This is a genomic window from Corynebacterium pygosceleis, assembly GCF_016595275.2.
GTDB lineage: Bacteria > Actinomycetota > Actinomycetes > Mycobacteriales > Mycobacteriaceae > Corynebacterium > Corynebacterium pygosceleis.
Genome location: NZ_JAENIQ020000001.1, coordinates 24,449 through 51,352 on the forward strand (window position 1 = coordinate 24,449; position 26,904 = coordinate 51,352).

The 26,904-nt window shown below is 65.8% G+C and carries 12 protein-coding genes; 4 read left to right on the forward strand and 8 right to left on the reverse strand.

Annotation, left to right across the window (positions count from 1 at the left end):
* Positions 1-56: 56 nt before the first annotated feature.
* Both JIM94_RS00110 and deoD read right to left on the reverse strand, forming a co-directional pair.
* Entirely contained in the window at positions 57-1,475 is a 1,419-nt protein-coding gene (locus JIM94_RS00110; RefSeq protein WP_200254035.1) for an MFS transporter, read from the reverse strand.
* A gap of 27 nt (positions 1,476-1,502) precedes the next feature.
* Positions 1,503-2,219 (reverse strand): purine-nucleoside phosphorylase, encoded by a 717-nt coding sequence (deoD, locus tag JIM94_RS00115; RefSeq protein ID WP_200254037.1) that lies wholly within the window; start codon positions 2,217-2,219, stop codon positions 1,503-1,505.
* Positions 2,220-2,389: 170 nt separating this feature from the next.
* On the opposite strand from deoD, the gene hisN reads away from it, so the two are divergent.
* Positions 2,390-3,175: a histidinol-phosphatase gene (gene hisN / locus JIM94_RS00120; protein WP_200254039.1), complete on the forward strand. Its 786-nt coding sequence runs from the start codon at positions 2,390-2,392 to the stop codon at positions 3,173-3,175.
* A gap of 41 nt (positions 3,176-3,216) precedes the next feature.
* Here the strand turns inward: hisN and JIM94_RS00125 are convergent, their stop codons facing one another.
* The 3 genes from JIM94_RS00125 to JIM94_RS00135 all read right to left on the reverse strand — a co-directional run bounded on the left by JIM94_RS00125 (position 3,217) and on the right by JIM94_RS00135 (position 10,960).
* Positions 3,217-8,763, reverse strand: coding sequence for a Rib/alpha-like domain-containing protein (locus JIM94_RS00125; protein WP_200254041.1), 5,547 nt, complete (start codon positions 8,761-8,763; stop codon positions 3,217-3,219).
* Positions 8,764-9,087: 324 nt separating this feature from the next.
* Positions 9,088-10,287: a S1 family peptidase gene (locus JIM94_RS00130; protein ID WP_200254043.1), complete on the reverse strand. Its 1,200-nt coding sequence runs from the start codon at positions 10,285-10,287 to the stop codon at positions 9,088-9,090.
* 259 nt (positions 10,288-10,546) lie between these two features.
* The gene (locus JIM94_RS00135) at positions 10,547-10,960 is read right to left on the reverse strand and encodes a hypothetical protein (protein ID WP_200254045.1); all 414 of its coding nucleotides are present in this window, start codon (positions 10,958-10,960) and stop codon (positions 10,547-10,549) included.
* A gap of 56 nt (positions 10,961-11,016) precedes the next feature.
* Between JIM94_RS00135 and JIM94_RS00140 the strand changes: the two genes are divergently transcribed.
* A complete protein-coding gene (locus tag JIM94_RS00140) occupies positions 11,017-11,607 on the forward strand; it encodes a type ISP restriction/modification enzyme (protein WP_336296534.1) in 591 nt (196 codons plus the stop codon).
* Between the two features lie 415 nt (positions 11,608-12,022).
* Entirely contained in the window at positions 12,023-13,021 is a 999-nt protein-coding gene (locus tag JIM94_RS00145) for a CPBP family intramembrane glutamic endopeptidase (RefSeq protein WP_200254047.1), read from the forward strand.
* 931 nt (positions 13,022-13,952) lie between these two features.
* On the opposite strand, the gene JIM94_RS00150 is transcribed toward JIM94_RS00145, so the two are convergent.
* Positions 13,953-20,783 (reverse strand): SdrD B-like domain-containing protein, encoded by a 6,831-nt coding sequence (locus JIM94_RS00150; protein ID WP_200254049.1) that lies wholly within the window; start codon positions 20,781-20,783, stop codon positions 13,953-13,955.
* A 327-nt stretch (positions 20,784-21,110) separates the two neighbouring features.
* Between JIM94_RS00150 and JIM94_RS00155 the strand changes: the two genes are divergently transcribed.
* A complete protein-coding gene (locus tag JIM94_RS00155; RefSeq protein WP_200254051.1) occupies positions 21,111-21,884 on the forward strand; it encodes a 2-phosphosulfolactate phosphatase in 774 nt (257 codons plus the stop codon).
* Here the strand turns inward: JIM94_RS00155 and JIM94_RS00160 are convergent.
* Both JIM94_RS00160 and JIM94_RS00165 read right to left on the reverse strand, forming a co-directional pair.
* Positions 21,862-23,136 carry an MFS transporter gene (locus tag JIM94_RS00160; protein ID WP_200254053.1) on the reverse strand — a complete coding sequence of 425 codons (1,275 nt, stop codon included), beginning with the start codon at positions 23,134-23,136 and terminating at the stop codon, positions 21,862-21,864. The genes JIM94_RS00155 and JIM94_RS00160 overlap by 23 nt on opposite strands.
* A 2-nt stretch (positions 23,137-23,138) precedes the next feature.
* Positions 23,139-26,780 carry an ABC transporter ATP-binding protein gene (locus JIM94_RS00165; protein ID WP_200254055.1) on the reverse strand — a complete coding sequence of 1,214 codons (3,642 nt, stop codon included), beginning with the start codon at positions 26,778-26,780 and terminating at the stop codon, positions 23,139-23,141.
* Positions 26,781-26,904 lie beyond the last annotated feature (124 nt).

Below are 26,904 nucleotides of genomic sequence, written 5' to 3' on the forward strand. Positions count from 1 at the left end.
GGTGCGGGGCGGTTCCCTCTTTCCGTGCCCCGGGCCGGCCCCGGGGCGTCGGGGCCTCAGGCGGGCGCGTCCGCCGGGTGCCCGGCGCGCTTCCCCCGCCTCTCCGCGGCCGTCATGCGACGGTCGGCGAGGAGATAGACCACGCTGCCCGCCACCGCGACGAGGGTGATGATCCAGAGGACCGTGGCGTACTGGACACCGGTGTCCGAGGATGCGGTCGTGGCGAAGCGGAAGAACCCGAACTTCAGGTCCATGAGCTTCGCGGTGTAGGCGATGCCGACCGGGATGGCGATGTTGATGGTCAGATTGTAGAAACCGATCGCCACCCCGGACTTCTCCGCCGGGATGGTGGAGATCGCGGTGGACACGAGCGGTGCGTAGAGCAGGGCGAACGCCGAGGCGAACAGGATGATCGACACGACCAGGACCGCGACACCCGCGGTGGTGAACACCGCGGGCAGCGCCAACGCGAGGACGATCCCGCCGAGGGCGACGGCGATGGTCTGCCGTGAGGTGAGGTACCTACCGATCCTGCCGGACAGTGCACCGACGACGATGGCTACGGCGTAGCCGGGGGCCAGCAGCATCGAGGCCTCGTCGATCTCCATTCCGTGGAGGTCAGCGGTGGCGAACGGGAACATGAAGATGTAGGCCAGCTGGACGGAGTAGACGACGAGCACGAGGACGAGCGCCCAGACGTAGCGTCTGTTGGTGAAGAACTCCGGACGGACCAGAGCTCCCTCGTGCGCACTGATGTGCCAGATGAAGCACGCCGTCCCGAGAACGACGGGAAGCATGTAGAGCCAGTTGAAGTCCTGCATGAACAACATCACCGAGGTCGCGATGACGGCGATGAGGAAGAGACCGAGCACGTCCAGGTGGCTGGACACGGCCGCCGCCGGCGGTACCCGTCTGATGAGCACCGGGATGGTGACCACCAGGACCAACGGAACCAGGAACATCGCGGTCCAGGACACGGTGGTGGCCAGGAACCCGGAACCGAGGATGCCGAAGAGCAGACCCGCCTGGAATGCTGAGGTGGAGAAGCCGAGATAGGTCTTCCGGTCCTTCGCGTCCAGGTACTTGGTCACGTAGATGACGTAGAGGGTCTCCGCCGCCGCGAGCCCGGTGGTCTGGATGATGCGTCCGACGAGAACCATCGTCCAGATGTTCTGGAAGAAGAAACCGATGAGTGAGCCCGTGACGATCAGGGCGATACCGGTGATCATCAGCGACCGGATGGAGAAGGCGTCCGCGAGCGCGGCGTAGACCACCGCACCGATACCGATGACGATACCGGCGAGGGTGGCCTGGAGACTGACGGTGGTGACGCTCAGGTCGAGGGCATCGGCGATGGGCTTCGACATGAACTTGAAGCCGTTGTCGATGATCAGGCAGAACACGAAGCTGAAGAGCAGGACCGGTACGGCCTTTCTGGGGTCGATGTCACGTCCTGCGGGAGTGGGGGTGTCCATTGTGGTGCTCCTTGTCCGCGGGGTGCCCTAGACGCCGGCGAGGGGCAGAGCGAGTTCCATCATGCGGGTGAACGCGGTCTGCCGTTCCTCGGGGGTTGTCCTGGCACCGGTGACGATGTTGTCGGAGACGGTGAACAGGCCGAGCGCGTCGGCGCCGTTGGCCGCGGCGACGGCGTAGAGGCCGGCGGTCTCCATCTCGACGGCGAGCACACCCATCCTCGCCCAACGCTCATTCGCGGTCTCGTCGGCGTGGTAGAAGATGTCGCTCGAGAGGATGTTGCCGACGTGTGTCTCGACGTCCTGTTCACGCGCCTGCTCCTGCAGCGCCGCGAGCAGCCGCCAGGAGGCGGTCGGGGCGTAGGCTCCGGGGACGTTGTACTGGGAGAGGAAGTTCGAGTCGGTCGACGCGGACTGGGCGACGACGACATCGTAGAGGTCGAGTTCCTTCTGCAGTGCACCACAGGATCCGATGCGGATGAGCTTGCGGCAGCCGAAGACGTTGATCAGCTCCCAGGAGTACAGGGAGATGGAGGGGATGCCCATCCCGGAGCCCATGACCGAGATCTCGTGGCCCCGGTAGGTGCCGGTGTAGCCGAGCATGTTGCGGACGTCGTTGAACTGGACGGCGTCCTCGAGGTAGGTCTCGGCGATGAACTTCGCGCGCAGCGGATCGCCCGGGAGCAGGATGGTCTCGGCGATGGGGGCGCCCTTGGGGTTGATGTGCGGGGTGGATTCGGTGCTCATGGCGCATCTCCTCGTCTGTGGTCGTGGGATCCGGTGACCCCGGTACTTTTCCGACCCCATTGTGACCCAGCAGACGAACATTTGTCTATGTGATCATTTTCATTTGTTCCATCCCCGATGTCCGTCGCCCGTCCCACGACCGACCCGACCCCTCGCCTACTATTGCGTCCATGAACATCTACGCCGACGACCTCGCACTGGCCCTCGAACTCGCGGACCTCGCGGACGCCCACACCCTCGACCGCTTCGAGGCCGCGAACCTCTCCGTGGAATCGAAGCCGGACATGACGCCGGTGAGCGACGCTGATCTCGCGTGCGAGAAACTGCTGCGCGAACGGCTCTCCACGGCGCGGCCCGCGGACGCCGTGCTGGGTGAGGAGTTCGGCGGTGACGCCACCCTCGAGGGTCGTCAGTGGGTGATCGACCCGATCGACGGAACGAAGAACTACGTCCGTGGGGTACCGGTGTGGGCCACGCTGATCGCCCTGCTCGTCGACGGGAAACCCGTCGTCGGCGTGGTCAGCGCCCCGGCGCTCGCCCGCCGCTGGTGGGCCGCGGAGGGACAGGGCGCCTGGCGTTCCTTCTCCGGCGGATCCCCGAAGCGCCTCGAGGTCTCCCGGGTGTCGGACATCGCCGACGCCTCGGTGTCCTTCTCCTCCCTGGACGGGTGGCGGGACCGGGAACTCCTCGACGCCTTCCTGGCACTCTCCGACGACACGTGGCGCCTGCGCGGCTTCGGGGACTTCCTCTCCTACTGTCTCCTCGCGGAGGGCGCCGTGGACATCGCCGCCGAACCCGAGGTGGAACTGTGGGATCTCGCCCCACTGTCGATCCTGGTGACCGAGGCCGGTGGCCGGTTCACCTCACTCGCGGGTGTCGACGGCCCCACCGGCGGCGACGCCCTGGCCACCAACGGACTGCTCCACGATGAGCTGCTGCGGAGGTTCACGGTCTAGGACACCGTGCCCTCCGCCAGCCCGTCCCGGCCGCTGCGGCCTCAGGGACGGGGGAACCACGGGGAGAGCAGCTCCGGGATACCCGGGATCAATCCACTGTGCAGGAGCGCGGATCCGATCAATCCGAGGAACACGGGGAGGGCGAGCAGCAGGGCGACGAAGCCCCGTCCCCCGGACGACCCTCCGCCGGAGGTGTCGGCCTTCCGGGGAACATCGACACTGATGACGGTCCGCGCCGGATCCTCCCCCGGACGGGTCGTGATCACCGTGACCGAGATGCGGCCGCCTCCGGTGCCCGGCGCGGGCCTGACCGTGACGGTCCCGTCGGGCGCGACGTCCACTCCGCCCGGGATCTCACCGTCGAGGCTGAACTCCACCCCGGCCAGGTCCGTACCGGGCTCCGGGGAGACCGTGACCGTCCCGTCCGGGTGCACCACCGGCTCACCGTAGGGCACCGGGGTGGGGGCCCGGTACCCGGTGAACGGGACGTCGACGATGTCCTGGGAACCGTCGGGATAGGTGACCAGCACGGAGACCGGTGCCGATCCGTCCCCGGTCGTGGTGACCTCGCCGGTGTCCGTGACGGCCGCACCGGGGGCGGACCCCTCGACGACCGTGAACCGCACCCCCTCGGGCCAGGAACTGGCGACGGTGATCCGTGAGGTGAAGAGGGCGGGGGCGACTGACGGGAGTCCGGTCTCCACCTGCGGGGTGAGCGTCTCCGCGTGCGTCCGCGTGCCCGGTTCGCGGACCACGAACCCGGCGACCACCGTCTGCACCCCGCCACCCGGGAAGGTGACGGTGACGGGAACCTCCACGACGCCGTCGTCGACGGCGAGCTGGGCCCGGGTCGCCGACAGGCCGACGACACCGGTGGCGTGGTCGATCACCGCACCGGCGGGTGCACCGGAGGCGAGGTCGAACCTGAGCCCGTCCACGGGTGCGGTGATCCGGTCACCGCCGCCGAGGATGAGCGGACCGGTGAACGCGTCCCGGCCTGCGGCCACGCTCGCGGCGGGATAGGTGACGCGGGATCCGGTCGCGGTCGGGACCCGCCCGGTGCCGACGGTGAAGACGACCGGCACCGTGACGCTGCCGGCGTGCACGTCGTTGAACGTGACCCGGACCGGGATCACGACCTGACCGTCCCTGTCCCCGTCCGTGAGCTGCACGGTGAGGACACCGGTGTCGGGCTCGACCGTGACGTCGCGGTCGGTGAGCGCGGTGACGTCGAGGATCCGGCCGGCACGCCACAGGTCGATGAGCTCCCCGGCCTCGGGGGCGTCGTCACCCGCGTGGCGGGGCCGGTACCTCGGGGCGAAGCGCAACGCCCCGGAGGTCGCCGTCCGGGCGTCCGCGGCCACGGACACCGGCTCGTAGAAGAACCGCACCGCCGACGCGACGGAACCACCGTGCCCGTGGTCGTGGCCGTGGTCACCGTGCCCGTGTCCGGGGTCGGTGATCGTCGTACGGAGTGTCGCCACGACAGAGGTTCCGTCGGGGTAGGTCAGGGTCACCGGGAGGTCGACCTGACGCCCCACGAACTCGTCGGGGGCGATGAAGCTCAGGATGTCCGGGTGGTTCTCCCTGCGGGTGATGTGCGGGGCGAACCCGTTCCAGGCGTCACCGGTGGGTTCGACGGACCGGATGAGCCACCGCTTCGGCCCCCAGCGGTAGTGGGAGTTCTCCCCGGCGAAGGCATCGACGCTGACGACGGTGCGGTGTCCGGCCTCGGCGGTGAGGTCCGCGGTGAGCCCGTCGGGCACGATGGCGTCGGCGTAACTCTGCGTGTGATAGGCGAGTTCACCACGGGCGGCGTCGCCGTCGGTGAACTCGACGATGATGTCGACCCTTCCGTCCTCTGGCGCACCGGTGGGTGTGTAGGTCACCACGCCGGTTGTCGGATCGATCTCCATACCGTCGGGCCCGTCGAGCAGAATGAAGGTGGACACCAGATCGCGGGCCGCCTCCGGCACGAAGATCGGCGAGGCCGTCGAGGTCTTTCCCCGTTCGACGCCGTGGAGATCACGGTAGATGACGGAGACGTCGCTGCTGGCCCGGTCGACGGTGAAGGTGGCGTCGGCGGTCGCGGTGGACCCGCCGGGCAGGTGCGCGGTGACGTTCAGGGTGAGGGTCTCCCCCGCACGGGCCACAGGATCGAGGAGGGTCACCTCACCGGAGTTCCGGTCCACGGTGAACAGGTCGGCGTTCCCCTGCCCCGGGGTGGCCTCGAACCAGGTGCCGTGGACGGTGGGTCGTTGCGTCCCGGCGGCGCTGTTGACGAAGGAGGGCAGGACCGCGTTCTCGTTGGTCACGTGCTCGTCCTCCAGACCGATGTGGACGCGACGCTCCGGGTAGGCGAACGTCAGTTTGTCCAGGTGGGCGTCCCGCGTGAAGTGAACGACCGCCACCCTGCTGGAGCCGTCGCGGTAGGTCACCCGCACCGGCACATCGGCCTCTCCGATGTCTGCGGCGAGGGTCGTGGTGACCCGGCCGGTCCGGGGGTCGACCGAGGCGTCGGGGGTCGCCTCCGGGTCAGCGAGTTCATAGGTCGGTTCAGGTGCGGGCGCACCGTGCGGTGCGCTGGACCGCACCACATGCGTCGGCCAACCCCCGGTGACCGGGGAGGAACCGGTGATGTCGGTGATCCAGTCGTAGACCGTCACATAGGACCGTGCCATCGACGTCGTGGTCACGTGAACGTTCTGGGTGTGCCGGGACCCGTCACCGAACACCGCGGTGACCTCGATGTCCCGGGAATCATCCGCGCCCATGATCCCGTCGTCGATGGTGATCGCACCGGAATCGTCGATGCTGACGCCCTGCTCCGGGTTGACGAGTTCGAAGGACACCGGATCGACACGGAGGAAGGCGGTCTCCGGCTCAACGGTGATCGGCCCCACGGCGAGGAGATCCGCGGCGTTGTAGTGGATGTGGTCCCCCGCGAGGCTCACCACCTCGACGTTCAACGGCGCACTCGTCGTCCCCCCGTCCGGGAAGCTCACCTCGACGAGGGTCCGGACACCACGGGCAGGGGCGTCGTCGGGCACCTCGGCGGTGACCACACCGGTCCCGGGATCCACGCTCAGCCAGTCGGGGGCACCGGCGGACAGCCGGTACGTCGCCGCCACCGGACCCGCACTCCCCCTGGGGTGCGGGGTGACATACGGGCTGAAGGTGCGGGTTTCACCGCGCGCGACACGGAGAGGCCCGTAGTCGACGGTCGGGGTCAGGACACTGCTGTCACTCACCCGCACGACCCACGCGACGTCACCGCCGGTGCCGTCGGCACGCCTGATGCGCGCCGTCGCCGCGAACGTCTTCCCCGCGTCGGTGGATTCCGGGGTGAACACCATCCCGTCACCCGTGAGGGTGAACCTCCCGGACGCGTCGTCGACGAGAGTGACGTCGCCCGCCGGGATTCCACCGCCGAGATCCCATGCGCTGGCGGTGCCGGACGGGACCGTCTCGTAGTTGTCGGCGGGCAGTTCATAGTCGATCGGATTGTCCACGATGTGCACGGTCTGGGTGGTGGTGAGCTGCTGCCGTGCCCCCTCGGCGTCGACGATCTCCACCGCGACGTCCACCGTGAAGCTCGTCCCCGTCGGGGCGTCGGCGTCGACGTGGACCGCCCGATCACAGTTGGCGTACCCGAAGCCCTCCTCGAGATGCACACCCGCAGGCAGGGAGTCAGGTGCGGTAATCGTGCAGGTGGAACCACCGACGCCGGTGAACTGCGGGAAACGCTCGACCGTCCCCCCGAAGTCCGCGTCGGTGAACAGCAGATCACGCAGCGTCAGGTCCCGGTCCGAGCCGGGGGTGAGGTAGACGTCCCGCATGCTGTAGCTGCCCTGCGGGCCCGCCGCGAGGACCGCATCGACGAAAGCCCCGGAATCCAGGGTGGTGAACACCGCGACATTCCGGTCCGTGGAACCGTCCACATAGGTGACGGTCACCGGAACCTTCAGGATCTCCGCCTCCACGACTGCCGACCGGGGGACGGACACCGTGCCGTCCCCCGCGATCGATGCGCCCTCGGGCGCGTCCTCCCCCAGGGTGAAGCTGATGTCACCCGGCCCGGTACCGTACTCCCGGTCGTCGTCGGTGACGATCACGGGGGAACTGACCGTCCCGTCACCCGGCTTCACGTCGAGGATGTTGTCGTAGTGGTTGGCGTGCCGGCCGTTGTAGGGGCGGGTGACCAACCAGACCGGTGCGGACACGGGGTCGTGGTCACCGACGACGGGGGTCGCCGTGACGTCGATCCGGATCCGCTGCCCACCGACCGGTGGCGAGGTGAAGCGGATCACCTGTTCCCCGGAATCGTCCGCGACGATCTCCGCGTCGACGTCGTCCGAACCGACGGTGAACACGTAGCCCGTCGCGTCGACGGGCTCGGTGCCGTGCAGGATTTCGGGCAGACGAACGGACACCTCCCGACCGGGCAGAACTCTTCCGTCGCCGACCGGTGCCAGGTGATGGTCCCCGATGCCACCTCCCGCAGAGGGGGTGACATGAATCGTGAAATCGACCGGGACGGCACCGGACGGCAGACCGACCGACACCTGAACGCGGTACTCACCGGGAGCGACACCGGCACCGGGTACGGCGAGGACCGAACCGTCGGCGACCGTGACCCAGTCCGGACCGTCCGTGACGGCGAGGTCCGTGCGGCCGCCCCCGGGAATCGTCCAGCCGTTCTTCTCGTAGCGGACGGGAATCACCGAGCGGGCTCCCGCCGGTACCGGGGTGTCCGGGATGACCGGGGTGATGTCGGCACCGGTTCCGACGTGCCAGACGGCGACATCATCGGTGGTGCTGCCGTCCCGGTAGCTGATCGTCACCGGAAGTTCGAGGGTGCGCCCGTAGACGTCCGGGGTGACCACGAGTTCGACCTTTTCATCCCGGATACGGGCCCAGGTCGGGGTGTCGACCCCCGCGCGCGGCAGGATGGAGGCGATGAGCTGTCCCGCCTCGTAGTCGTTGCTCCGCCCGTACTCCAGTTCGACGGGGGCCGTCTCCGTGAGCACGTTGTCCACCGTGACCGGGACGAGAGTGTAGCCCGCGTGGTCGGCCATCGTTCCGACGGCGGTCTCCACCCGGACGATCCGGGTCGAGCCGTCGACGAAGGTGACCTCCACATCCACCGGCTCGTTCGGACCGACAGCACTCCCCTCCTCCGCCTCATAGACCACGTTGCCGGTGTCGATGTTGACGGACAGTCCCGGGACGTCATCGACCAGCCGGAAGGTCATCAGCTCCCAGGTGCTGACGGGGAGCCCGGTGGTGGCGTCGTAGACGTCCGGGAAGGACTCGGCGACGGTACCGGGCGTCCCGGTGATCACCGGATAGGAGATCACGATCGTGGAGAAGTCACGGTCGTGTACCTCTGTCTCCTCCGGGACTTCCGCTGCCGTCGCAACCTGTGGGGCGGTGATCGGGGCGGCGACAAGAGGGGTGACCAGTGCCACGGATGCGACAGCGGCGATGTAGGCGACCCGGGTGGAGCGGCTCGCCCGGATTCTGCGGAGCAGTGGTGATGTGCGCATGAAGTTGTCCTGTTCCTCGGTGGTGGTGACCGCGACCACCGCGTCGCACTCCCCGCTGAGGTTGGCTGCGGAAAGAGGTGAGGCGGATACGGCGGCGGCTCGAAGCTATCAGTTTTCCGGCACTCGATCCGGGCACATTTCAGCCGAATCAGGACCTGTGACAGGTCCGTGAACAGCATAAATCTCTAATGAACTGGACATTCATTATCATTAGCCGTCGCAAAAACTGAGACCGACACCATTCTCGGACGGGATGGTTTCACCCCTTATTGGGGTTGTTTTTCACCAGGTGTCCGGCGGATGGCGGGCACGAAAAAACCGGCCCCTCACGGGACCGGCATCAGTCGGACGGTCGGAACGACCTCAGTGGCTTCGGGCAACCGCGAACGGACCACCCTCCGGAGGAAGCACGAAACCCGCACCCTCCGCTCCCCTGGCATCGAGGTTGTCGGTGATCGCGTCGATCGTCGGGCTCGCGGTCGGCATGAAGAACGGGCCCTGGAGCGGGCTCCGGCAGGACAGGTTGTGGTCCGGGATCACACCACCGGAGACGACACCGACGAGACGGTCACCCGCCATCAGCGGGGCACCCGAGTCACCGCGCATCGCGCACACCTGCGAGAAGTTCACGCGCTTCTCACTGATCCACGAGGTACCGCAGGTGTGACCGGTCGCGACGCCCTGCTTGCACAGCGTCTCACCGTTGACCGGCGAACCACCCACGGAATTCACGGTGACACCGTTGTAACTGCGGGTGAGTGCCGCCCGGTCGTTGAACTCGATGACCGAGTAGTCGTAGTTCCTGCTCGACGCGACGACCTTACCCGCCGGACCGATCCGCCAGGAATCGGCCGAAATGACCATCTCGCCCGGTATACCGCAGTGACCGGCGGTGATACCCACCGCACGACCCTCCGCGTCATAACCGGCGACACCGAGCGTGCACAGGGTCTTCGGACCGATGAACACCGGAGTGCCGGGGCCGAAGAGAGACTTGCCCTCACGCTGCGCGGCGAAGGACTCGTCCGGGATGTCCGGCCCGTCGAACCAGCTACCCGTCACACGGTTGAGCACCGGCCCCGGCCGACCGGCCATGAGCTGCGAGAGAACATCGGAACGCCAGTGGTAGTTCGGCCCACGACGGGACGCGTCGAAGGTGTCGACGACCTCACCCGTGGTGGCGACGGTCCCCGACGGCTGAACCGGATCCGCGTACGCCGCGGTCGCCGGCGAAGCCGATGCACCCGTTCCGGACACCGGCGCGACTGCGGCGGCGGCCTCAATGACGTTGTCGGGGATGATCTGACCGAACCCACTGCCGATGGCCGCCTCGTTGAGGCGCTGCGCGGTCTCCGCGGCACCGATCCCGGTGCCCGCCCGGAGCGCACCATCGAAAGCCCGGTCGATGTCGGACTGGATCTGCCCCACCACCGAAGTGACCCGCCCGTTGAACTCCGCAGCCGGGTCCGTCTCCGCGGCGGACGCCTGCGGCGCCCCCACGAAAAGACCTATCCCGATGACGGTGACAGGAAGGACACGGCGGAGTTTGACCAGGTTGGGCATGAAGACGCTGACTGCTTTCACAAGAACGGGAGTGGGCTCCCCGGACCATGACGAAGAAGACCCGGAGACGATTCGGCAACAGGTCCATACTGCCACAGATTTCCCCGTTTCCCGGACCACCGACACAGGCGCACCCACTATCCGGCGCCCTCCGGCCAGACTTGTGTCAGATGACGCACGTAACAGCCGCAGGAAACAGCGTTACCTGAATTTACCCTGGGGATTTCCGGACAGTTTCAGCTTCCCCGACTACCCGCACTCAGTCCGCCGCCCGCGCCCACGCCGTGGAGAAGAAGCCGACCGCGACAACCAGGGACACGGCCACCACGATGAGACCGGCGACGACATGATCGGTCCACCGCGGGACGGACAGGCCCGCATCCGCGGCATCGATCCCCACGGAGAACGCCGCCGCCAGATAACCCAGCGCCGCGAGGAACACCCCGGTCGAGGCGACCGCCGTCCACGCCAGGACACCGGCACCCCTCCACGCAGCCCGCACCGCCAACACGATGAGGACCACCGGTGCCACGAAGAGCACCGGACCACCGAGCACGGTCGCGGAAAGAAGGAGGACGACGACACCGGCCCACACAGCGCAGGCCGACAACACCCCCAACTCTCCCCGCAGGACAGCTCCGACACCGGCGAGCGGCGAACGTCTGACGGTCATGGACAGCTCCTCGAATCCCGGGTGGACGGTATTTTGCTGGCAGCACACCATCTTTCATCGGGTGCGTCAAGGGGTCTGGGCCACCAGGCGCCCCTGTCGCCGCCCCCCCGAAAGCGGCGACATCGATCTCACGCGTCGTAGTCCACCCGCCTCGTAGGTTTCCGGAGCTTCCGCCGACGCCGTCGCCACGCGAACGCTTCGATCAGCTCACTGAGGCCGGTCGGACGTTGATGGATCTGCACGTCAACTACGAGGACGTCGATCCCTATCCGGTAAATGTGCAGGTGAAGAAGTCCGCTGATCCCGACGACCGGGAGACGTGGCGGGTGACCAAGATGAAGTGGGCGAAGAAGAAGGATCCCGAGACGGGCAAGAACGTCAACGACACGACCACGATCATCTACAGCCCGAAGGTCACCGTCTCGGGTATCTCGGAGGAGGCGGAGCGCTATCTCCTCGGTTCCCGCTCCGCGCTCGGGTGGATCATCGACCGCTACCAGGTGAAGAAGGACAAGGCCTCCGGCATCGTGAACGATCCGAACGACTGGTGCGATGAGGTCGCCAATCCGCGCTACATCGTGGATCTGATCGCCAAGGTCACCCGAGTCGCGGTGGAGACCGTGAGAATCACCGATTCACTGCGCTGACGGACCGCGAAAAACCGGACCTGCGGGGCCACTCTCGCGGATCCGGGCCCCGGTTTCGTGACGGGCGGCGCACCCTCCGCAATCCCAGCCCTGAGGAGGCGAACCTCACGATCCCTGTTCCACTCGCCTCGGGCGAGAGATTCTCCTCACTTTTCAGGCCCAAACTCCCCGAATGGATACGTGTTCCACTCGTAATAAGCTGCGACTTTCATTCAGGTCCCCGATGGCGGTCCTGAATGGAACCGGTTTATTTCCGGTCCGAATGTGTAGCGTGGGATGTAACGCTGACATCTTGCCCCACGGGGCCACCAACAGTGATGCCCGTATCCGGCGGTCAGGTCCCACACACCATGCATCCCGATGGGGTGCGGCAGGATCTGACTGCGGCCCTTTTCCACAGAGAACGGACCTTCCCATGTCACCGACAACAGAACCACATTCCTCCGGTTCGGGACGCCATGCGGCGCCGAACACCACGAAGCTGCCTGTTCCTGCGGCGGATTTCGACGAGCGCGTGGCCCCGTGGCGCAACCGCAACGTCGTCATCTGCGTCATCGTTACCACGATCCTCGCCCTGGTACTTCTGAACTGCGGTGACATTCTCGTGGCGATCATCGGTGAGCTCTTCGGTGGTCTCGCATCCCTGACTCCGGCCTCACCGATCAGCATCGGGTCGACCATCGGACGCATCGTGGCCGTTCTCCTGTGTGTTCTGCTGCTCACGAAACTGTTCCGGTTGACGTTGCCCGATCTCGGCATGGTCCGGGAGAACCGCTTCGGCACCTGGCTCACCGGCGCCGGTTTCGGTTTCGCCGCCGTGACCGTCGTGTATCTGCTCAACGTCATCTTCGGGGCTCTCGACGTCTCCTTCACCCTGAAGGCGAGCGAACTGTGGGTGCTGCTGCTCGCGGCCGTTTTCTTCGCGTTCCAGGGTTTCTTCGAGGAACTGCTCTTCCGTTTCTTCATCATCCCCGCCTACGCGGCACGGATCACCGTGGCGGGAGCCATCGGCCTGTCGTCGATCCTGTTCGCCTTCATCCACATCAACAACCCGAACCTGACCGTCTTCGGCATGGTGAACCTGGTGCTCTACGGCGTCGTCTTCGGCACGATGTACTGGCGCACGGGTAACGCCTGGTTCGTCGCCGGTTGGCACAGTGGGTGGAACTTCGTGCTCTCGATGCTCTACGGCTCGCACGTTTCGGGCAACGCACTGCCGGGCTCCGTCCTGTCCTCGGCACCGAGCGGCAGTGAACTGCTCAACGGCGGGGAGTTCGGTCTGGAGGGCTCCGTGCTCTCCACCCTTCTCGGCATCGCGATCATCGCGTGGTGCGTCAAGACGAAACCGGCGTCGGACACCGGCCTGTTCACCCGCCGAACCAGGTCCGTGTCCACGGAGAGACGGGTCAACTGACCCCACTCCCCGCACCTGATCGTCAACCCAGGAAGCGATCCGGAAGATGAACGCCATCTCCGGATCGCTTTTGTGGTTTTGTCCCGTGTGATTCTCCGGGGTCCTGTACCGCCTCACAACCAACCTCCCTGCCGCGTGCTCTGGATCTCCGAAACATATGACCGAATCCGGACAGACAGCATCAACCTCCACTCAAGCCCCCCCTGGAGCCTGCATCTTCCTTCCATTCGGATGGATCCCATCCCGACCGAAACGTGTCGCTGGCGAATCCCGTTACCTTCCACACGGATTTACCGACGTCGGTTTCCGAAAAAACGTGGTCCGGGCCCCTCGGGCGCATACGAACTGATCGATTAGCAGTGGACGACCGGCGCCACCACCTCCGGGTGCCACGTCCGAAACGGATGGGAACACAAGTATCTCCGAAGACCGCCGCACTGCAGGTACCAGTATGGATGATCTGAGCGGTCGGGACACCAGATGAAAGCGGGGAATGGACCGCAACCCACTCCCCTGTGATCATGCGACGCGACAGAATTTGGATCACATCGACAGAATGCGACGTAGCCGGACCATGAGGAAACCGTTGGCTACTGGTGGACAGTCGCCGTGCGGGCGAATGGTGTTTCCCCTTGTTGTGAACCAGTTCGCTTCCACGTCTGAGCGCGCGAACAAGACGGATCACACTTCAGTTTTGAACCCTCATGTCGAATTTCCGTCACGGGAAATACACCCTGTGGAACCCCGGCCCGCAAAGTGAGCGGGCGTCGCGGGCTCTCCGCCGCAATCGGGGAGTCATCCGACCGAAAGTTCGTTCCTCGTGGCAGTCACGTGATCCGTACGGCGACGTGATACGCGGAGGGAGGCGTCCTCCACCTGTTGTCTGAACAGATGGGGAACGCCTCCCCCTGACTCTCTCACATGGTCACTGCTACATCCGACGCTTCATTCCCATCAGAAGGATTCCGCCGAGGAGAACAGCCAGTATCCCCGCGAGCACAAGCCCGAGAACATTAGCCCCGGTTCGAGCCAGGGATTCATCTCGGTCCTGTCCCTGGGACTGGCTCTCCTCGCCACCAGCCGCCTCAGTTGTCTGTCCACCGGGAGACTGACCTTCACCTTCGACAATCGGAGAGCCGTGAGCGCTCGCCCCCGAAGATCCGGATTCGATCGACTGCCCGGCGTTCCCCTGCGCGGATCCCGATCCGATGAACGGGATGAGAGCGGACACGATTCCGAGACCGCCTGAACTTCCGGTCCCCGGGACCGGAGTTTGAGTTGTCGATGTAGTCGAGGTACTGCCCGTGCTCGGCTCCGCACTCGACGTCGGCGCCCCACTGCTCGTCGGCTCCGCACTCGACGTCGGAGACCCACTACTCGTCGGCTCCGCACTCGACGTCGGAGACCCACTACTCGTCGGCTCCGCACTCGACGTCGGAGACCCACTGCTCGTCGGCTCCGCACTCGACGTCGGCGACCCACTGCTCGTCGGCTCCGCACTCGTCGTCGGCGACCCACTCGTCGTCGGGTCAACCACCGCCGCAGGCGTACGGACAAACAACGGATCAGATGCGGTGATTTCTTCCCCTGTGACAGCGTCTGTTCCCTTCACCTCAACCGTGAACTCATTCACGGTCTCGGCCGGAAGGACGGGGATCGGAATCTCCTCGACGGTGACTGTCTGACCCGGCTGCAGTTGGATCGCGGGCAGTTCGGAACGGTCACTGAGAACGACGTTCCCGTTCTCGGTGAGGCGGAGGATCATTCCCTCACCGGAGGGAACCGTACGGATCTCGCCGTCGATCCTGTAGGTGCCGCCCTCGAGTTCAAGCGTGTTCCCCTCAGTCCCGGAGACGGTGATCCGCACGGCCCCCAGGGGCGCCGTGCCGTTGTTCGTCACGGTGACGGTCGCGGTCGTTGATCCGTCGTTGGGGATCTCCACTGCGGTGTCGGCACTCTGTCCGTCGCCGACGCCGTCCGTCTCACCGGTGGCCTCCCCGATGAAGATCCGGGTGTCGAGCTCCGGTGCACTCTGTCGTTTGATCACGGCATGGAAGGAATCCTCTGCGGTCACAGTCTGTCCGGATTCAGCTCCGGTGGCGGTGACTGTCACGGTGTCGGAGTGCAGATGTTCGGCGTCGAGAATTCCGGTGGTGTCCGGAGTGATCTCGGCACGGCAGACCAGTGCCTCTCCCGCAGGAATGACCACCGGCCGGTCCCCGTCCCTGACCTGACCGTTGTTCTCGGTACGCACCCAGGTGAGGTTTGCCGTACCGAAATCAGGCATGACACCGTCGGGAGAGATCGCGCACCTCGCCTCATCGATTCTGTCGTTTTCCGCGACGTCATCGAGGGTGATCGCACCGAGGGATTCTCCACCGGTGTTGATCACGGCGACGGTGATCTCGTAGGGGCCTTCCGCCTGCCAGGTGGCCGGCGCATCCGGATCGTCCGCGTCTCCGGCCGGGGCATCTGCACCGGGGCGGATCTCATCCCAGTCTCCTGTGAACTTCTCCACCCGCATGGTCGGAGTGGTCGTCATGAACAACGGATCGCTGGCTGTCAGAACCCCATCGTCGCCGGTGCCGTCGACCGGGGTACCCGTGACGGTGATCTCCGTGGCGCTGACCGCACCGACACCGGTACGGGTCAGTTCTCCGGTGAGAGTTTGTCCGGGGAGCAGAACCAGATCGTCGGGCATGACGAACCGGTTGTCGTCTCCGCGCCGTACCTCGAAGGGGTCCCCGGAGTTGTAGAGGTCCCCTTCGCCGGTCACGGTGAAGGTCGCGGTGTCGGCGAGCTCGGAACGGTTGTCTCCGGCGGGTATGTCTCCGAAGTCGATCGTCCGGTCTGTGAGCACGATGCCCGTGACCGGCGCACCGTTGGAGTTCACGGTGACGGTGACTGGAACGCTTCCGTCCTCGGCGGAGGGCGTGACCTTGACTGCCTGATCGGTGTTCTGCCCGTCACCTGAGCCGTCCGTGGAATCGATCGGTGCTCCGATGAATTCCTTGACGGTGAGTTCGGTGTTGCACAGTTCATCCGTCACGGACTTCTCCGAGAGATCGACGTCACTTCCGGCGGAACGCAGGTGCACCGTATTCGTCAGAGCTTCACAGGCACCGGCCGCGATCGCGGGATGGTCGTTCCAGACGACCGTCTCGACGACGTTCTTTCCCTTTTCCCAGGTGTAGTCGAAGGTGTTGCCCGTGATCTCGTCGACGACCGTGACATCCCGGTTGAAACTGTGTTCCTCACCTTGAACGTCGAGCGAGCCTTCGGTGATCATTCGCCCGTCGGGGCGTGTGACGTTCCAATTCAACTTGTCCTTCAGGTCACCGGTGTAGCCTTCCGGAACCGGGCAGGTGAAGTTGAAGGACTCTGTCTGTCCTGAGGGGATGGTCCGCTCGAGGGGGTCGACGTCACAGGAACCGAACTTCTCGGAACTGACACCGACCTTCACCTTGCGTGGGTTGAAGCCCGAATCGACGTCATTGGTGTTTCGCACCTCGAGCTGTCCCTCATAGACGGTGTCACTCTGTTCCGGTTCGGTCGCCGAGGTTTCCAGTTCGTAGGTGAGAACGGGCTGACGTGCCCCCGTTTCATCCGGGTCACGGAGTTCCGTGGACACGGTCCGCTTCTCCAGGTTCCATCCGTACACGCGGTCAAACGATGCCGACACACCCACCGACGCTTCTGCGGGCTGTCCTGAGCAGACCTCGACATCGGCGGCGGCGGACATCTCGTGTTCGGCGACCCCCTCGAAGATGGTCGCGGTGTTCGTGTAGGTTGCGCAGGTCCCGGGTTCGGTCGGAGCGACGAGCTCAGCTGTGTAGGATTCTGCGACCGTGTGATCGGGTTGCGCTCTGACTTCGTCGTAACTGAACGTTCCGCCGAGTTCCTCCGTCGTGGCGACGGGTTCTTCTTCCCCGGCCGCGGTGAGGACGTCCTTCACGGTCGCGGTCGGGTTGATGTCCCGGCTCTCGTCGTGCCTGGTCTCTGTTTTGAGCGGATCGAGCGCCACATCGGCGGCGGCCGATCGGCGTGTGGTGACGCGAAGTCCGAGATCCAGCTGTTCCAGGCCTTCCCTGATACCGACTTCAGTCGTCTTTCCGTCGGTGAGTGCATCGATGCTCTCTCCGGTGCAGGTGACCTCGACGGTCCTGATCCCGGGGTCCTCTCCCTGGGATTCGGGCACAGTCACCGTTGTTTCGCCCAGGGTGCACGTATCACGGTGCCCCCCGGTCAATTCCAGTCCCACCTCTTCTTCTCGGATCGAGGTGTTGGTGAGAGTGACGGTTCCGGTGAACTCGGTTTCCGTGGGAGTCAGGACACTCCCGTCCGCACGAAGCCGTACGGTGAATTCGGGATTGACGGTTTCACCGGTTTCCGCCCGGAGTTGTGCGGTGGAGGTCTCCTTTTCGACCGTCCAGTTGTAGGTGTTCCGGTAGCTGCCGGTCAGTGTCGCCCCGAAGTTGGCGGACACGGTTCCCGCCGGATGCACACCGGCATCGACATTCTCGATGTCCCCGATGCGTTTCACCGTGAACTGGGGGGTCACCGCGGTGGCGGTCGGATTGCCGGCTTCGGATCCCGCATCGGCGACACCCGCCTGCCCGATGTCCTCACCGGTGGTGTTCACCTGTGGTGACAGGACAAAACCGTCGGGTGCGGTGAAACGAACCCGGTAGGTTCCCGGCGTCACATCATTGAACCGGTAGGTGCCATCTGTTGTGGTCGTCTCCTTGACGGGGACGTCGTTGTCGTCGAGCAGCTCGATGGTGACCGTCTCATTGAGCACGGGACCATCGTTGTCCTCGCCGTCGAAGTGTCCGTCAGCGTCGGAATCGTCGAAGATCGTCCCCGAGATGCTCGGCAACGCCACATACTGCACTCGGGCGAAACTGGGGCCGAGAATTCCCAGATCATTCTGTTTGGCGTCAACGGCCCGGGAGGCCACCCTGTTCACCGCGAGGTCCGTGGGTGTGAGGGGCTCCCCATCATTGTTCTTTGCGGGAAGGTCCATCGTGTAGCGGATGGTGTACGTCTTTGTCAGATCGTCCTTGATGTCGATCCGGAGAGCGCGGACAGCTGAGAAGGGACTTTCGCTGTTGGCCGCCCTCAGTTCCTCCGCGGTCTTCCACTGATTCTTGGAGTTGAAGGTCGAGCATTCCGGGGTCGGGAATGCGGCGCCCGCGCCGGACATCTCCGGGCGGCACGGATTGCCGTGCTCCGAGTAGAGCACCGTGGCCTGCATGGGCCTGGTGATGAACTTCTTGGTCTGCTTGTCGTAGACCTCGATGTCGGGGAGCTGCACGGGACCGTTGAGTACCGGAGCCATGCTGTTGTTGCGTCCCTCCTCAAGGCCGTCGGCCTCACCACCGATATCCGTGACGTCCGGTGGGTTCTGCCCGTTCGCGGGCAGCAGGTCGTAGAGCACTGCGCTGGCGAGTGGAATGGTGCCTCCGGAACCGTAGTCGATCTCGAAGGTCACCTGGTCCTCTGAGTTCGATGTGGTGGGGAATCCCGCGGGCTGCGATCCCGCACGGTACGTCGTGCGGGATTCTCCGGGCAGGTCACCGAGGGCGTACTTGTCGAGGACCTGCTCGGAGAATCCGCCAATCGTGAACGACGCCTGCTTTCTGCCGAATCTCGGGACATTCGGATCACAGGTGTCGGAGTCCTCGAATGCGCAGTACGGTGCGGTGCTCTCGTTCCTGTCGACCCGCACATCGGGATTCACCGTACCGATCCAGCCGATGACGCCGGAGTTCTGGGCCGTGTGGTCACCATTGTTGTAGACACCAGCCGGAGCGTCGGTCCGCTTCATGGGGGCACTGAAGGTGCACTGCGTGAATGACGTTGTCATCCACTGCTCCTCCCCGTTGTTCTTCTCCGCCGGCCAGGTCAGCTTCCAGAGCGTTCCTCCGTTCGGGGTTTTCACGGATGTCGCCTCGATCTTGTCGAGGTCTATGGAACAGCGGCTGTCCTCGGTTTCCAACTTCTCGGGATGCCACTCGACGCCGGGCGGGAATGACAGGAGAACCAGGGGCTCAAAAGGCTGTCCGGCCTGGCCGTCGTCACCGATCCTCAGGTTGACGGAGGTGCTCTGGTTGAAGGCCGACGGTTTGGTGGTCAGGGTGAGCCTGGGGCGGGCTTTGACGGCACCGATCGGTGCCGTGGCGGAGGATCTCCCACGTTCTGTGCCGTTGATTCTGATCACGGCGTCATTCGCGGTGTCCCAGTATTCACCCGCCTTCTCTCCCACCGGGGCACTACCGGTGTCAAGCTTTGTGACCACGCGAATGTTCACGGTGTTCGGCCCGGGGAGCTCCGGGTAGTCGATGCGTACGCTCTTGGCGTTCATTCCCTCCGGGACCGGGACATACCGCTTGTCTTCACTGTCGCCGCTGATCGATCTGAGGAGTACCTCGCCACCCTTGTCATCGATGTAGGTGACATTCACCTTCGGTTGCACCATCCGTGCGTTGCCCGGGTCACGTCCGTCGAAGACCGGATCGAGAACAATGTACTGGATCGTCTCGAATGACTCGGTGTAGCTCGTGGCTGGACCACCGTTCCGGCAGGACCTGGTCGTCCCCTCCCAGTTCCTGCAGGACTGGGGACGGAGGGTGTCGGTGACGACCACGTTCGCACCGGGGGCTCCGGTTTCGGCCTGGAGCAGCCACGTGATCGTCTGTCCCGTGTTGAAGTAACCCGGCGCCGGGGCGGTCTCGAGTGTCTTGGTGATTCCCCCCTGTCCTTCATCTTCGACGACAGTGACGGTGACGGCAGCCGGGCCGCCGATCCGGACTCCGTCGACGGTCGCGGGACGGCCGTCGAGGGTGCGTAGATCCGTCCCGGAGAAACCGACGGAGTTGGTGAGTTGTGTGCCGGTCGTCGCGGTGTCCGCGACACGGGCCTCATACCTCACGGTCGCTCTCATCTGCCCCCCGGAAACCGCTGCATCGAGTTTCCGGTCCACGTCGACGGAGACGGAATTCGGGGAAGTGCTGATGTGGGAGGCGCTGATTCGGCCACCGCACACGGATTCACCATTCTCGCAGACGGTGTTGACGAGCCGGACGAACTCGAGGCCTTCCGGCAGGGTGTCGACGATGGTTCCGGTGAGTCCCGTCGTACCGGTCTGGACCCGACGCTCGTAATCGAACTCGAAAAGGAGGACCTGGCCGGGGAGCACGGTCGGGGAACCTATGACACGCTTTTTGAACCCGGTTAAAGGTGCACCCTCCACGTGGGCGGGTGCCACTCCCGATGCTTCGTCCGCACCGAGTTTCGCGGTGAACCCCATGGAATAGTCCCCGGGGACCCACACGGGATCCTTGGTCGCCGCGTATCTCAGGTCGAAGGCGTAGGCGCTTCCCCGCGCGAGTTGGTCGAAGACGATGACGGGGTTCGGCGTGTCCGCCCTTTCCAGACGGATGAGACCGTTGCTGCTGTCCTCGAGAACCGCCCCTTCGGGGATCTGCGGAAGAGACAACTGGATGCGCAGACCGTCACAGGATTCACCCGAATTGCAGTTCACGGACACGGGCCAGGTGAGGGACTGGGCCGTCTTCACGGTTCCGGCCGAACCGAATCTTATGGTGGCACCGGAGACCTTCACCCTGTCTCCGTCCCCCTCCGCGGCAACGGCGTTCGGCACTCCCCCGAGTAGAACGGTGGTCACCATGAGCAGAAGGGTGCCCAACAGTGCACCCAGACACCGCAACCTCTCATTGAAATTATATTTTTCATTCATGAAAATCTCATCTTCCACCCTATAGCAAACCTGAATAGGGTCAGAGTACAGAAAATGTCCATACGGCGAAAAATCAGCCATATATATCAGACTTAAGAACTTTCAGTTAACCAATTAGGTATTATCATTTGGAGTCGGTGCGACAGTCCCAAACCCGACGATCAGTGCTGACGCCCCCACCCCAGGTGGTACCGGAGATCAACCCGACCCCACACCCCTCCCCGCACCCACAACCCGAACCGTGTGAGGCGAAACGGCATCCGGTCAGCATCTCACTTCGCCGGGCACGGGGACGGCCGGTCAAGCGGGACCGATACGCTTGATCCCATGAGTGACTATTTCGGGCAGACCGACTACGCGATCCGGATGGACTGGGGTCCGGAGGGTGCGCGGAGGTGTGCCGCGGACGTGAACATCATCGTGGACGTGCTGAGCTTCTCGACGTCCGTGACGGTCGCCGCGGAGCGGGGAATGGCCGTGTACCCCTGCCGGTGGAGGGATGACCGGGCTGAGGAGTTCGCCGCGGACCGTGGTGCGACGCTCGCGGTCGGTCGACTCGAGGCCGGAACGGCGCCGGGTGTCCGGGGGATCTCACTGTCCCCGGCCGGGCTGCTCACCGCCACCCGGGTCCCGCGGATCGTGCTCCCCTCCCCCAACGGTTCGACGATCTCGGCGATCCTGGCGGAACACGGCGCCGAGGTCGTCGCCGGCTGTCTGCGGAACGCCACGGCGGTCGGCCGGTGGGCGGCGCGGCAGGTGGATGCGGGACGGAGTGTCGCGGTCATCGCAGCCGGGGAACGGTGGCGCGGGGACGGGTCCCTGCGGCCGGCGCTGGAGGATCATCTCGGTGCCGGGGCGATCCTCGGTGCGCTGGTCACGCCACGCCACATCGGGGTGTGCAGCCCGGAGGCACTCGCGGCGGCCGGTCTGTTCGCCGGGTCGCAGGAGTATCTCGCCTCACTTCTGGCCGACTGCGTCGGCGGTCGCGAACTCACCGCCATGGGTTTCGCGGAGGATGTCACCGTCGCCGCGGACCTCGACGCCTCCGCTGTCGTCCCGGTCCTCGCCGACGGGGCGTTCAGTTCGCTCCGGGTTGTCTGACGGCGGCCGATTCCAGCACCGGACCGCAGCCCCGGATGACCGCACCGACTCCGGTGAAGGCGAGGACGACGGCGATCACGGAGACGGGCAGGAAACCGATCAGGCCGGACAGCGCCATGCCGCCTCCCGCCGAGATGACCATCACGAGCGCCGCGAGGGTGCTGAACACGGTGAAGTCGGTTCCCGCAGATTCGTAGCGGGTGAGGTCCATCGCCACGGTGTACACCACGGTCATCGTGGCGGCCACGCCTCCGTAGAGGATCCCGATGATGAGGGTCGCGGCCCACGTGCCGGTCATTCCCGATGCGAGAAGGACCACCCCGAGGGTCGTCGTCGCCTGGATCAACCCGAGTGCCCGTACCGCGTGGTGGCGTGACCATTTCCGGGTGAGGATTCCGGCGCCTATCCCGGCGACGATCCCGAACAGGCTTCCACAGATCACGAAGAGGATCCCGATGCGGGTGGCCGACCAGTCGGCGGCGACGAGGATGGGGCGCACCTGGTTGTACGCCACGGCGACCCCGGCGAAGTAGAGCGGCATGTGGACCAGTGCCCACCGCCGCCGGGCCCGGTCCGCGAAGAAGGTACGGATCACGTTTCCGTTCACGCCGGGTTCGGGGAGCTCGGCGGTGCTCTGCCGTTCCCGCCACAGGAGGACGAACGGAAGCGGGACCGCACTCCAGAAGGCGATGCTGAGTGCGGCGGCCTGCCATCCGACGGTGTCGTAGATGACGAGGACGAGCCCACCACCGACGACCTGGGAGAACGCGCTTCCCGCCGACTGGAACCCGTTGCCCAGTCCGCGATCACCGGCGGACAGGAGGCGGGTCGCCGTCGCATCGGCCGCGATGTCCTGGGTGCCCGCCACGATGAACAGGAACCCGAACACGACGAGCGCCACGGAGAACTGTCCGACGGGGTCGATGAAGCTCAACAGCGTGCAGCCGGCGACCAGGGTGATCTGCATCGCCATGAGCCAGCTCCGGTAGTGCCCGAATCGGCTGGAACCGAACCTGTCCACGACGGGTGCCCACAGGAACTTCAGGACGAGGAGGGTCGCCAGCCCACTGGCCCCACCGATCCTGGTGAGAGGTACCCCGCCGGCCTGGGCGATGGTCAGGAACGCGTAGGCGAACATGGCGAGGCTGAGGTTCTGGGTGCTGTACAGCGAGGCTATCAGCGCCATGTGGAACTTCCGGCCGCGCACCGGGGGACGCGTGTCCTCGGGCGGGGCGGTTTCACTGCCGGTCACGGTCATTCTGCCACTCCTCGTGTGTTCGTCGGTTGTTCCGGGAGGCCGAGCAGTTCCCGGTAGACGGGGCTCGTCGCGATGATCTCGTCGTGTGTCCCGACGCCGTCGACCCGGCCGTCGGCGAGGACGACGATCTGGTCGACGTTGCGGATCGTGTTCAGCCGATGGGCTATGACGAGCACGGTCCTGCCGTGGATCAGCCTGTTCACCGCGGCCTGGATGCGTCGTTCGGTCCCCGGGTCGACGGCGGCGACCGCCTCGTCGAGGAGCAGCACCGGTGCGTCCTTGAGCAGGGCCCGCGCTATGGACAGTCGTTGACGCTGCCCTCCGGAGAGGTTCGTGCCGCCGTCGGTCAGTACCGTGTCCAGTCCGTCGGGCAGAGCGGCGACGAAGTCACCCGCCTCCGCCTGCGCGAGTGCCTCCCACACCTTCTCGTCGGTGGTCCCGGGGGAACCGATGGTGAGGTTGTCCCGGATGGAGACCGGGAAGAGGTAGACGTCCTGGTAGACGGTGGAGATGGTCTCCCGGCGCGTCGCGGCGTCCATGTCCCGCAGATCGACGCCGCCGATCCGGATCGCCCCGCTGCCGGGGTCGAAGAACCGCGCGACGAGGTTGACCACGGTGGACTTTCCTGCACCTGACGGCCCGATGACGGCGGTGACCGTCCCGGATCCGGCGGTGAACGACACGTCGTGGAGGATGTCCCGGTCGTCGTAGCCGAAGGTGACGCCGTCTATCTCGACGGTGGAGTCTGCGGGTGTGCGGGGGTTCTCCGGTTCCGGCAGTTCCCCGGTGTCCCAGACCTCGGCGAGGCTCCGGGCGATGCGTTCCTGCTGGTGCCGGTAGGCGGAGAGTTCGAGCAGTTCCTGGAAGGGCCGGTACATGTTGAGTGCCAGGATGAGGAACAGCAGGAGGGTCGTCGCGCTGACCGAACCGCCGGTGAACAGGGTGGCTCCGAGCCACAGCATCGCGACGAATCCGGCCTCCAGGACGATGGTGCCGAGTGTGGTCATGGGGCTCGTGCGCACCGCCATGCGGACGCTGGCGCGGCGCAGGGCCTCCACCCGGGTGCGGTAGACCTGCGCCTGCGGGGCGTCGGGGAAGGCGCGGAGGACCGCGGTGCCGCGGCAGAACTCGAGGAGCGCGGAGTTGGCCTCCCTCCTGGCGGCGGTGACATCGGTGAAGGTGGCCTCGTGCGCCCGGTCGGTCACCTTCAGGGTGAGCAGGAAGAACGGGACTCCGATGAGTGCCGCGGCCGCGAGCCGCCAGTCCAGGGAGAACAGGACGACGGTGATGAGGACGGGCTGGACCACCGCGATGATGAGTTTCGCGGGGAGGTTGATGAAGTCGACGAGGGCGAGTTCGGAGACGAGGAGTGTCGTGGTGCGGCCCGCGTCCATCCGGTCGAACACCCCGAGCGGTGCCCGGGTCAGCCGACGGAGCACCGAGCGGCGGAGATCCGAGATGGCCCTGAACGCGACCGGCCACCAGTGCTTCGCCACGCCGATTCCGACGGTCAACCGGGTGAGGAAGATGAGCAGGAGTCCGCCGGACAACAGGTAGACGTCCCGGGTGGTCAGTGTGTCGTCGAGCACCGCCAGCAGGCTGAAGAAGACGACGACCATCGGCGCCGAGGTGAAGAATCCCTCGAGCAGCAGGCGCCAGAATCCCACCCGCCACAGTTGTCCCCGGTGGGTTCCGAGCATCGCGAACCACTGACCGACGGGGCCGAGACCGGTCAGGTTGCGGACAGGTGGGGTGTGGTCGGCGAATCCGCCGTCGGGGGCGGGTTCCGCGGCGGAGGCGACCGGTGCGGGCGACGGGGCGGCGGCCGGGCGCCCGTCGCCGGACTCCATCCCCCAGTTGTCCACGGCGACGAAGTCCCGCCAGAGACGACGGTACGTGTCGGAGGTCTCGGACAGCTCCTCGTGTTCTCCGTCGGCGACGATGCGACCGTCGTCCATGACGAGGATACGGTCGTAGCCGGTCAGGGATCCGAGCCGGTGGGCGACGGTGATGACGGTGCGGCCCTGCTGCAGTTCCGCCAGCGCCGCCACGACCGACCGCTCGTTGGTGGCGTCGAGTGATGCGGTGACCTCGTCGAGCATCACCACCGGGGAGTCGGCCAGCAGTGCGCGGGCGATGGAGATCCGCTGCCGCTGTCCCCCGGAGAGACCCGACCCGCCGGAGCCGAGCACGGTGTCCCATCCCCGGTCCAGTTCGTCGATGAACTCGGTGACCCGTGCCCGCCGGCCGGCCGAACGCACCTCCTCGTCGGTGGCGTCCGGGCGGGCGAGGCGGATGTTCTCCAGGACGGTGTCGTTGAAGATGTAGTCGTCCTGTTGGACGAAGGCGACCGCCCCGGAGAGTTCCGCGGGGTCCAGCTCGCGGACGTCGGTTCCACCGAACGTGACCTTTCCGGCGCTGACGTCGATGAACCGGGCGATGAGACGGAGCAGGGTTGATTTCCCCGCCCCGGACCCGCCGACCACAGCGACCCGTTCACCGGGTTCGATGACGAGATCGATGTCCCTGACGACGTCCGTGTCCCCGTAGGTGACGCGTGCACCACGGAGTTCGATGCGCGAGCCGTCCCGGGTGGCGGGGGTCGGTGGCACCGGCAGGTCGGGTTCCCCGAGGAACCCGGAGATGTTCTTCAGCCCCGCCTCGATCTGGTACTGGAGGACAGCCGCCGACAGTGTCAGTGACATCAGCGGTTGGGCGAAACCGACGCCGACGAGGATGAAGAACACGAAGTCCTGTGGCTCCAGCGAACCCGAGTGGTACAGCCACAGGCCGAGCGGCAGGATGACGATGATGCTGATCGCGACGAGTGTGGCGGCACCCGCTGCGCCCACCCGGCCGCGCTCGGTCTTGACCAGCTCGATGTCCTCACTGGCGACGATCGCGTCCCGGATGCCGTCGAAGAGGAACGTCGAACCGACGAAACCCCGGATCACCCGGATACCCCGGACGAAGGAGACCGCCTCGACGTTGAGCCGCTTCTTCACGTCGGATTCCCGCTCCATCAGGTCCTTCGACGCGGTCACGGCGAGAGCGACGCATCCGACGATGCCGAGGACGACGACGAGGGCGGCGAGGGCCATGCGCCAGTCGATGACGAACATGATGATCAGCGTGGTGACCGGGACCGTCACCGATGCCGCGATGTCGGGGATCGCGTGGGAGAGCCCGAGTTCCAGCTGTTCGACGTCGTCCTGGAACACCTTCTTCACCTCGCCGCTGCTGCGCGCCTGGGCTCGGGCGAGCGGCATCCGGGCCAGTCTCTCCGCCAGCGCGAGGCGGATGTCGGCGAGCGCCCGGTAGGCGGCGATGTGTGCGACATTGTTCGCCGCCATGCGCAGCAGGGCCTTGCCCGCCACCCCGGTCGCCGCGACGGCCACGAGGAAGGGGATGCGACCGGTCTGCTGCTCGCCGACGAGAAGATCCCGGGCGAGGAAGTAGATGACGACGTAGGGCACGAGTCCGGCGAACGCCCCGAGCACGGAGAGCACCCCGCTGGCGATCAGACGGGGCTTCTGCTTCCCGATCAGTGCCCCGACGGACGTTCCGGGTGGTGGGGAACACTCCGTGTCGGGGGTGGCTGCGGTGTCATCGGTATCGGGGGCGCACGTCTGCGTCATAGGCCGAAGGTTAGCCTCAGCTGCTTTCCGGGGCAAGCGAGTTCCCGCTTCTTTCCCGGCACGGGCTGCACCACCACCGCACCACCCCGGTGCGGACACACCACGGCAGTGCCGGATCCGGATC

Coding starts and splice junctions, on each gene's coding strand:
- JIM94_RS00110 (WP_200254035.1), bottom strand. CDS start 1,475: ATGGACACCCCCACTCCCGCAGGACGTGACATCGACCCCAGAAAGGCC.
- deoD (WP_200254037.1), bottom strand. CDS start 2,219: ATGAGCACCGAATCCACCCCGCACATCAACCCCAAGGGCGCCCCCATC.
- hisN (WP_200254039.1), top strand. CDS start 2,390: ATGAACATCTACGCCGACGACCTCGCACTGGCCCTCGAACTCGCGGAC.
- JIM94_RS00130 (WP_200254043.1), bottom strand. CDS start 10,287: ATGCCCAACCTGGTCAAACTCCGCCGTGTCCTTCCTGTCACCGTCATC.
- JIM94_RS00135 (WP_200254045.1), bottom strand. CDS start 10,960: ATGACCGTCAGACGTTCGCCGCTCGCCGGTGTCGGAGCTGTCCTGCGG.
- JIM94_RS00145 (WP_200254047.1), top strand. CDS start 12,023: ATGTCACCGACAACAGAACCACATTCCTCCGGTTCGGGACGCCATGCG.
- JIM94_RS00150 (WP_200254049.1), bottom strand. CDS start 20,783: ATGAATGAAAAATATAATTTCAATGAGAGGTTGCGGTGTCTGGGTGCA.
- JIM94_RS00155 (WP_200254051.1), top strand. CDS start 21,111: ATGAGTGACTATTTCGGGCAGACCGACTACGCGATCCGGATGGACTGG.
- JIM94_RS00165 (WP_200254055.1), bottom strand. CDS start 26,780: ATGACGCAGACGTGCGCCCCCGATACCGATGACACCGCAGCCACCCCC.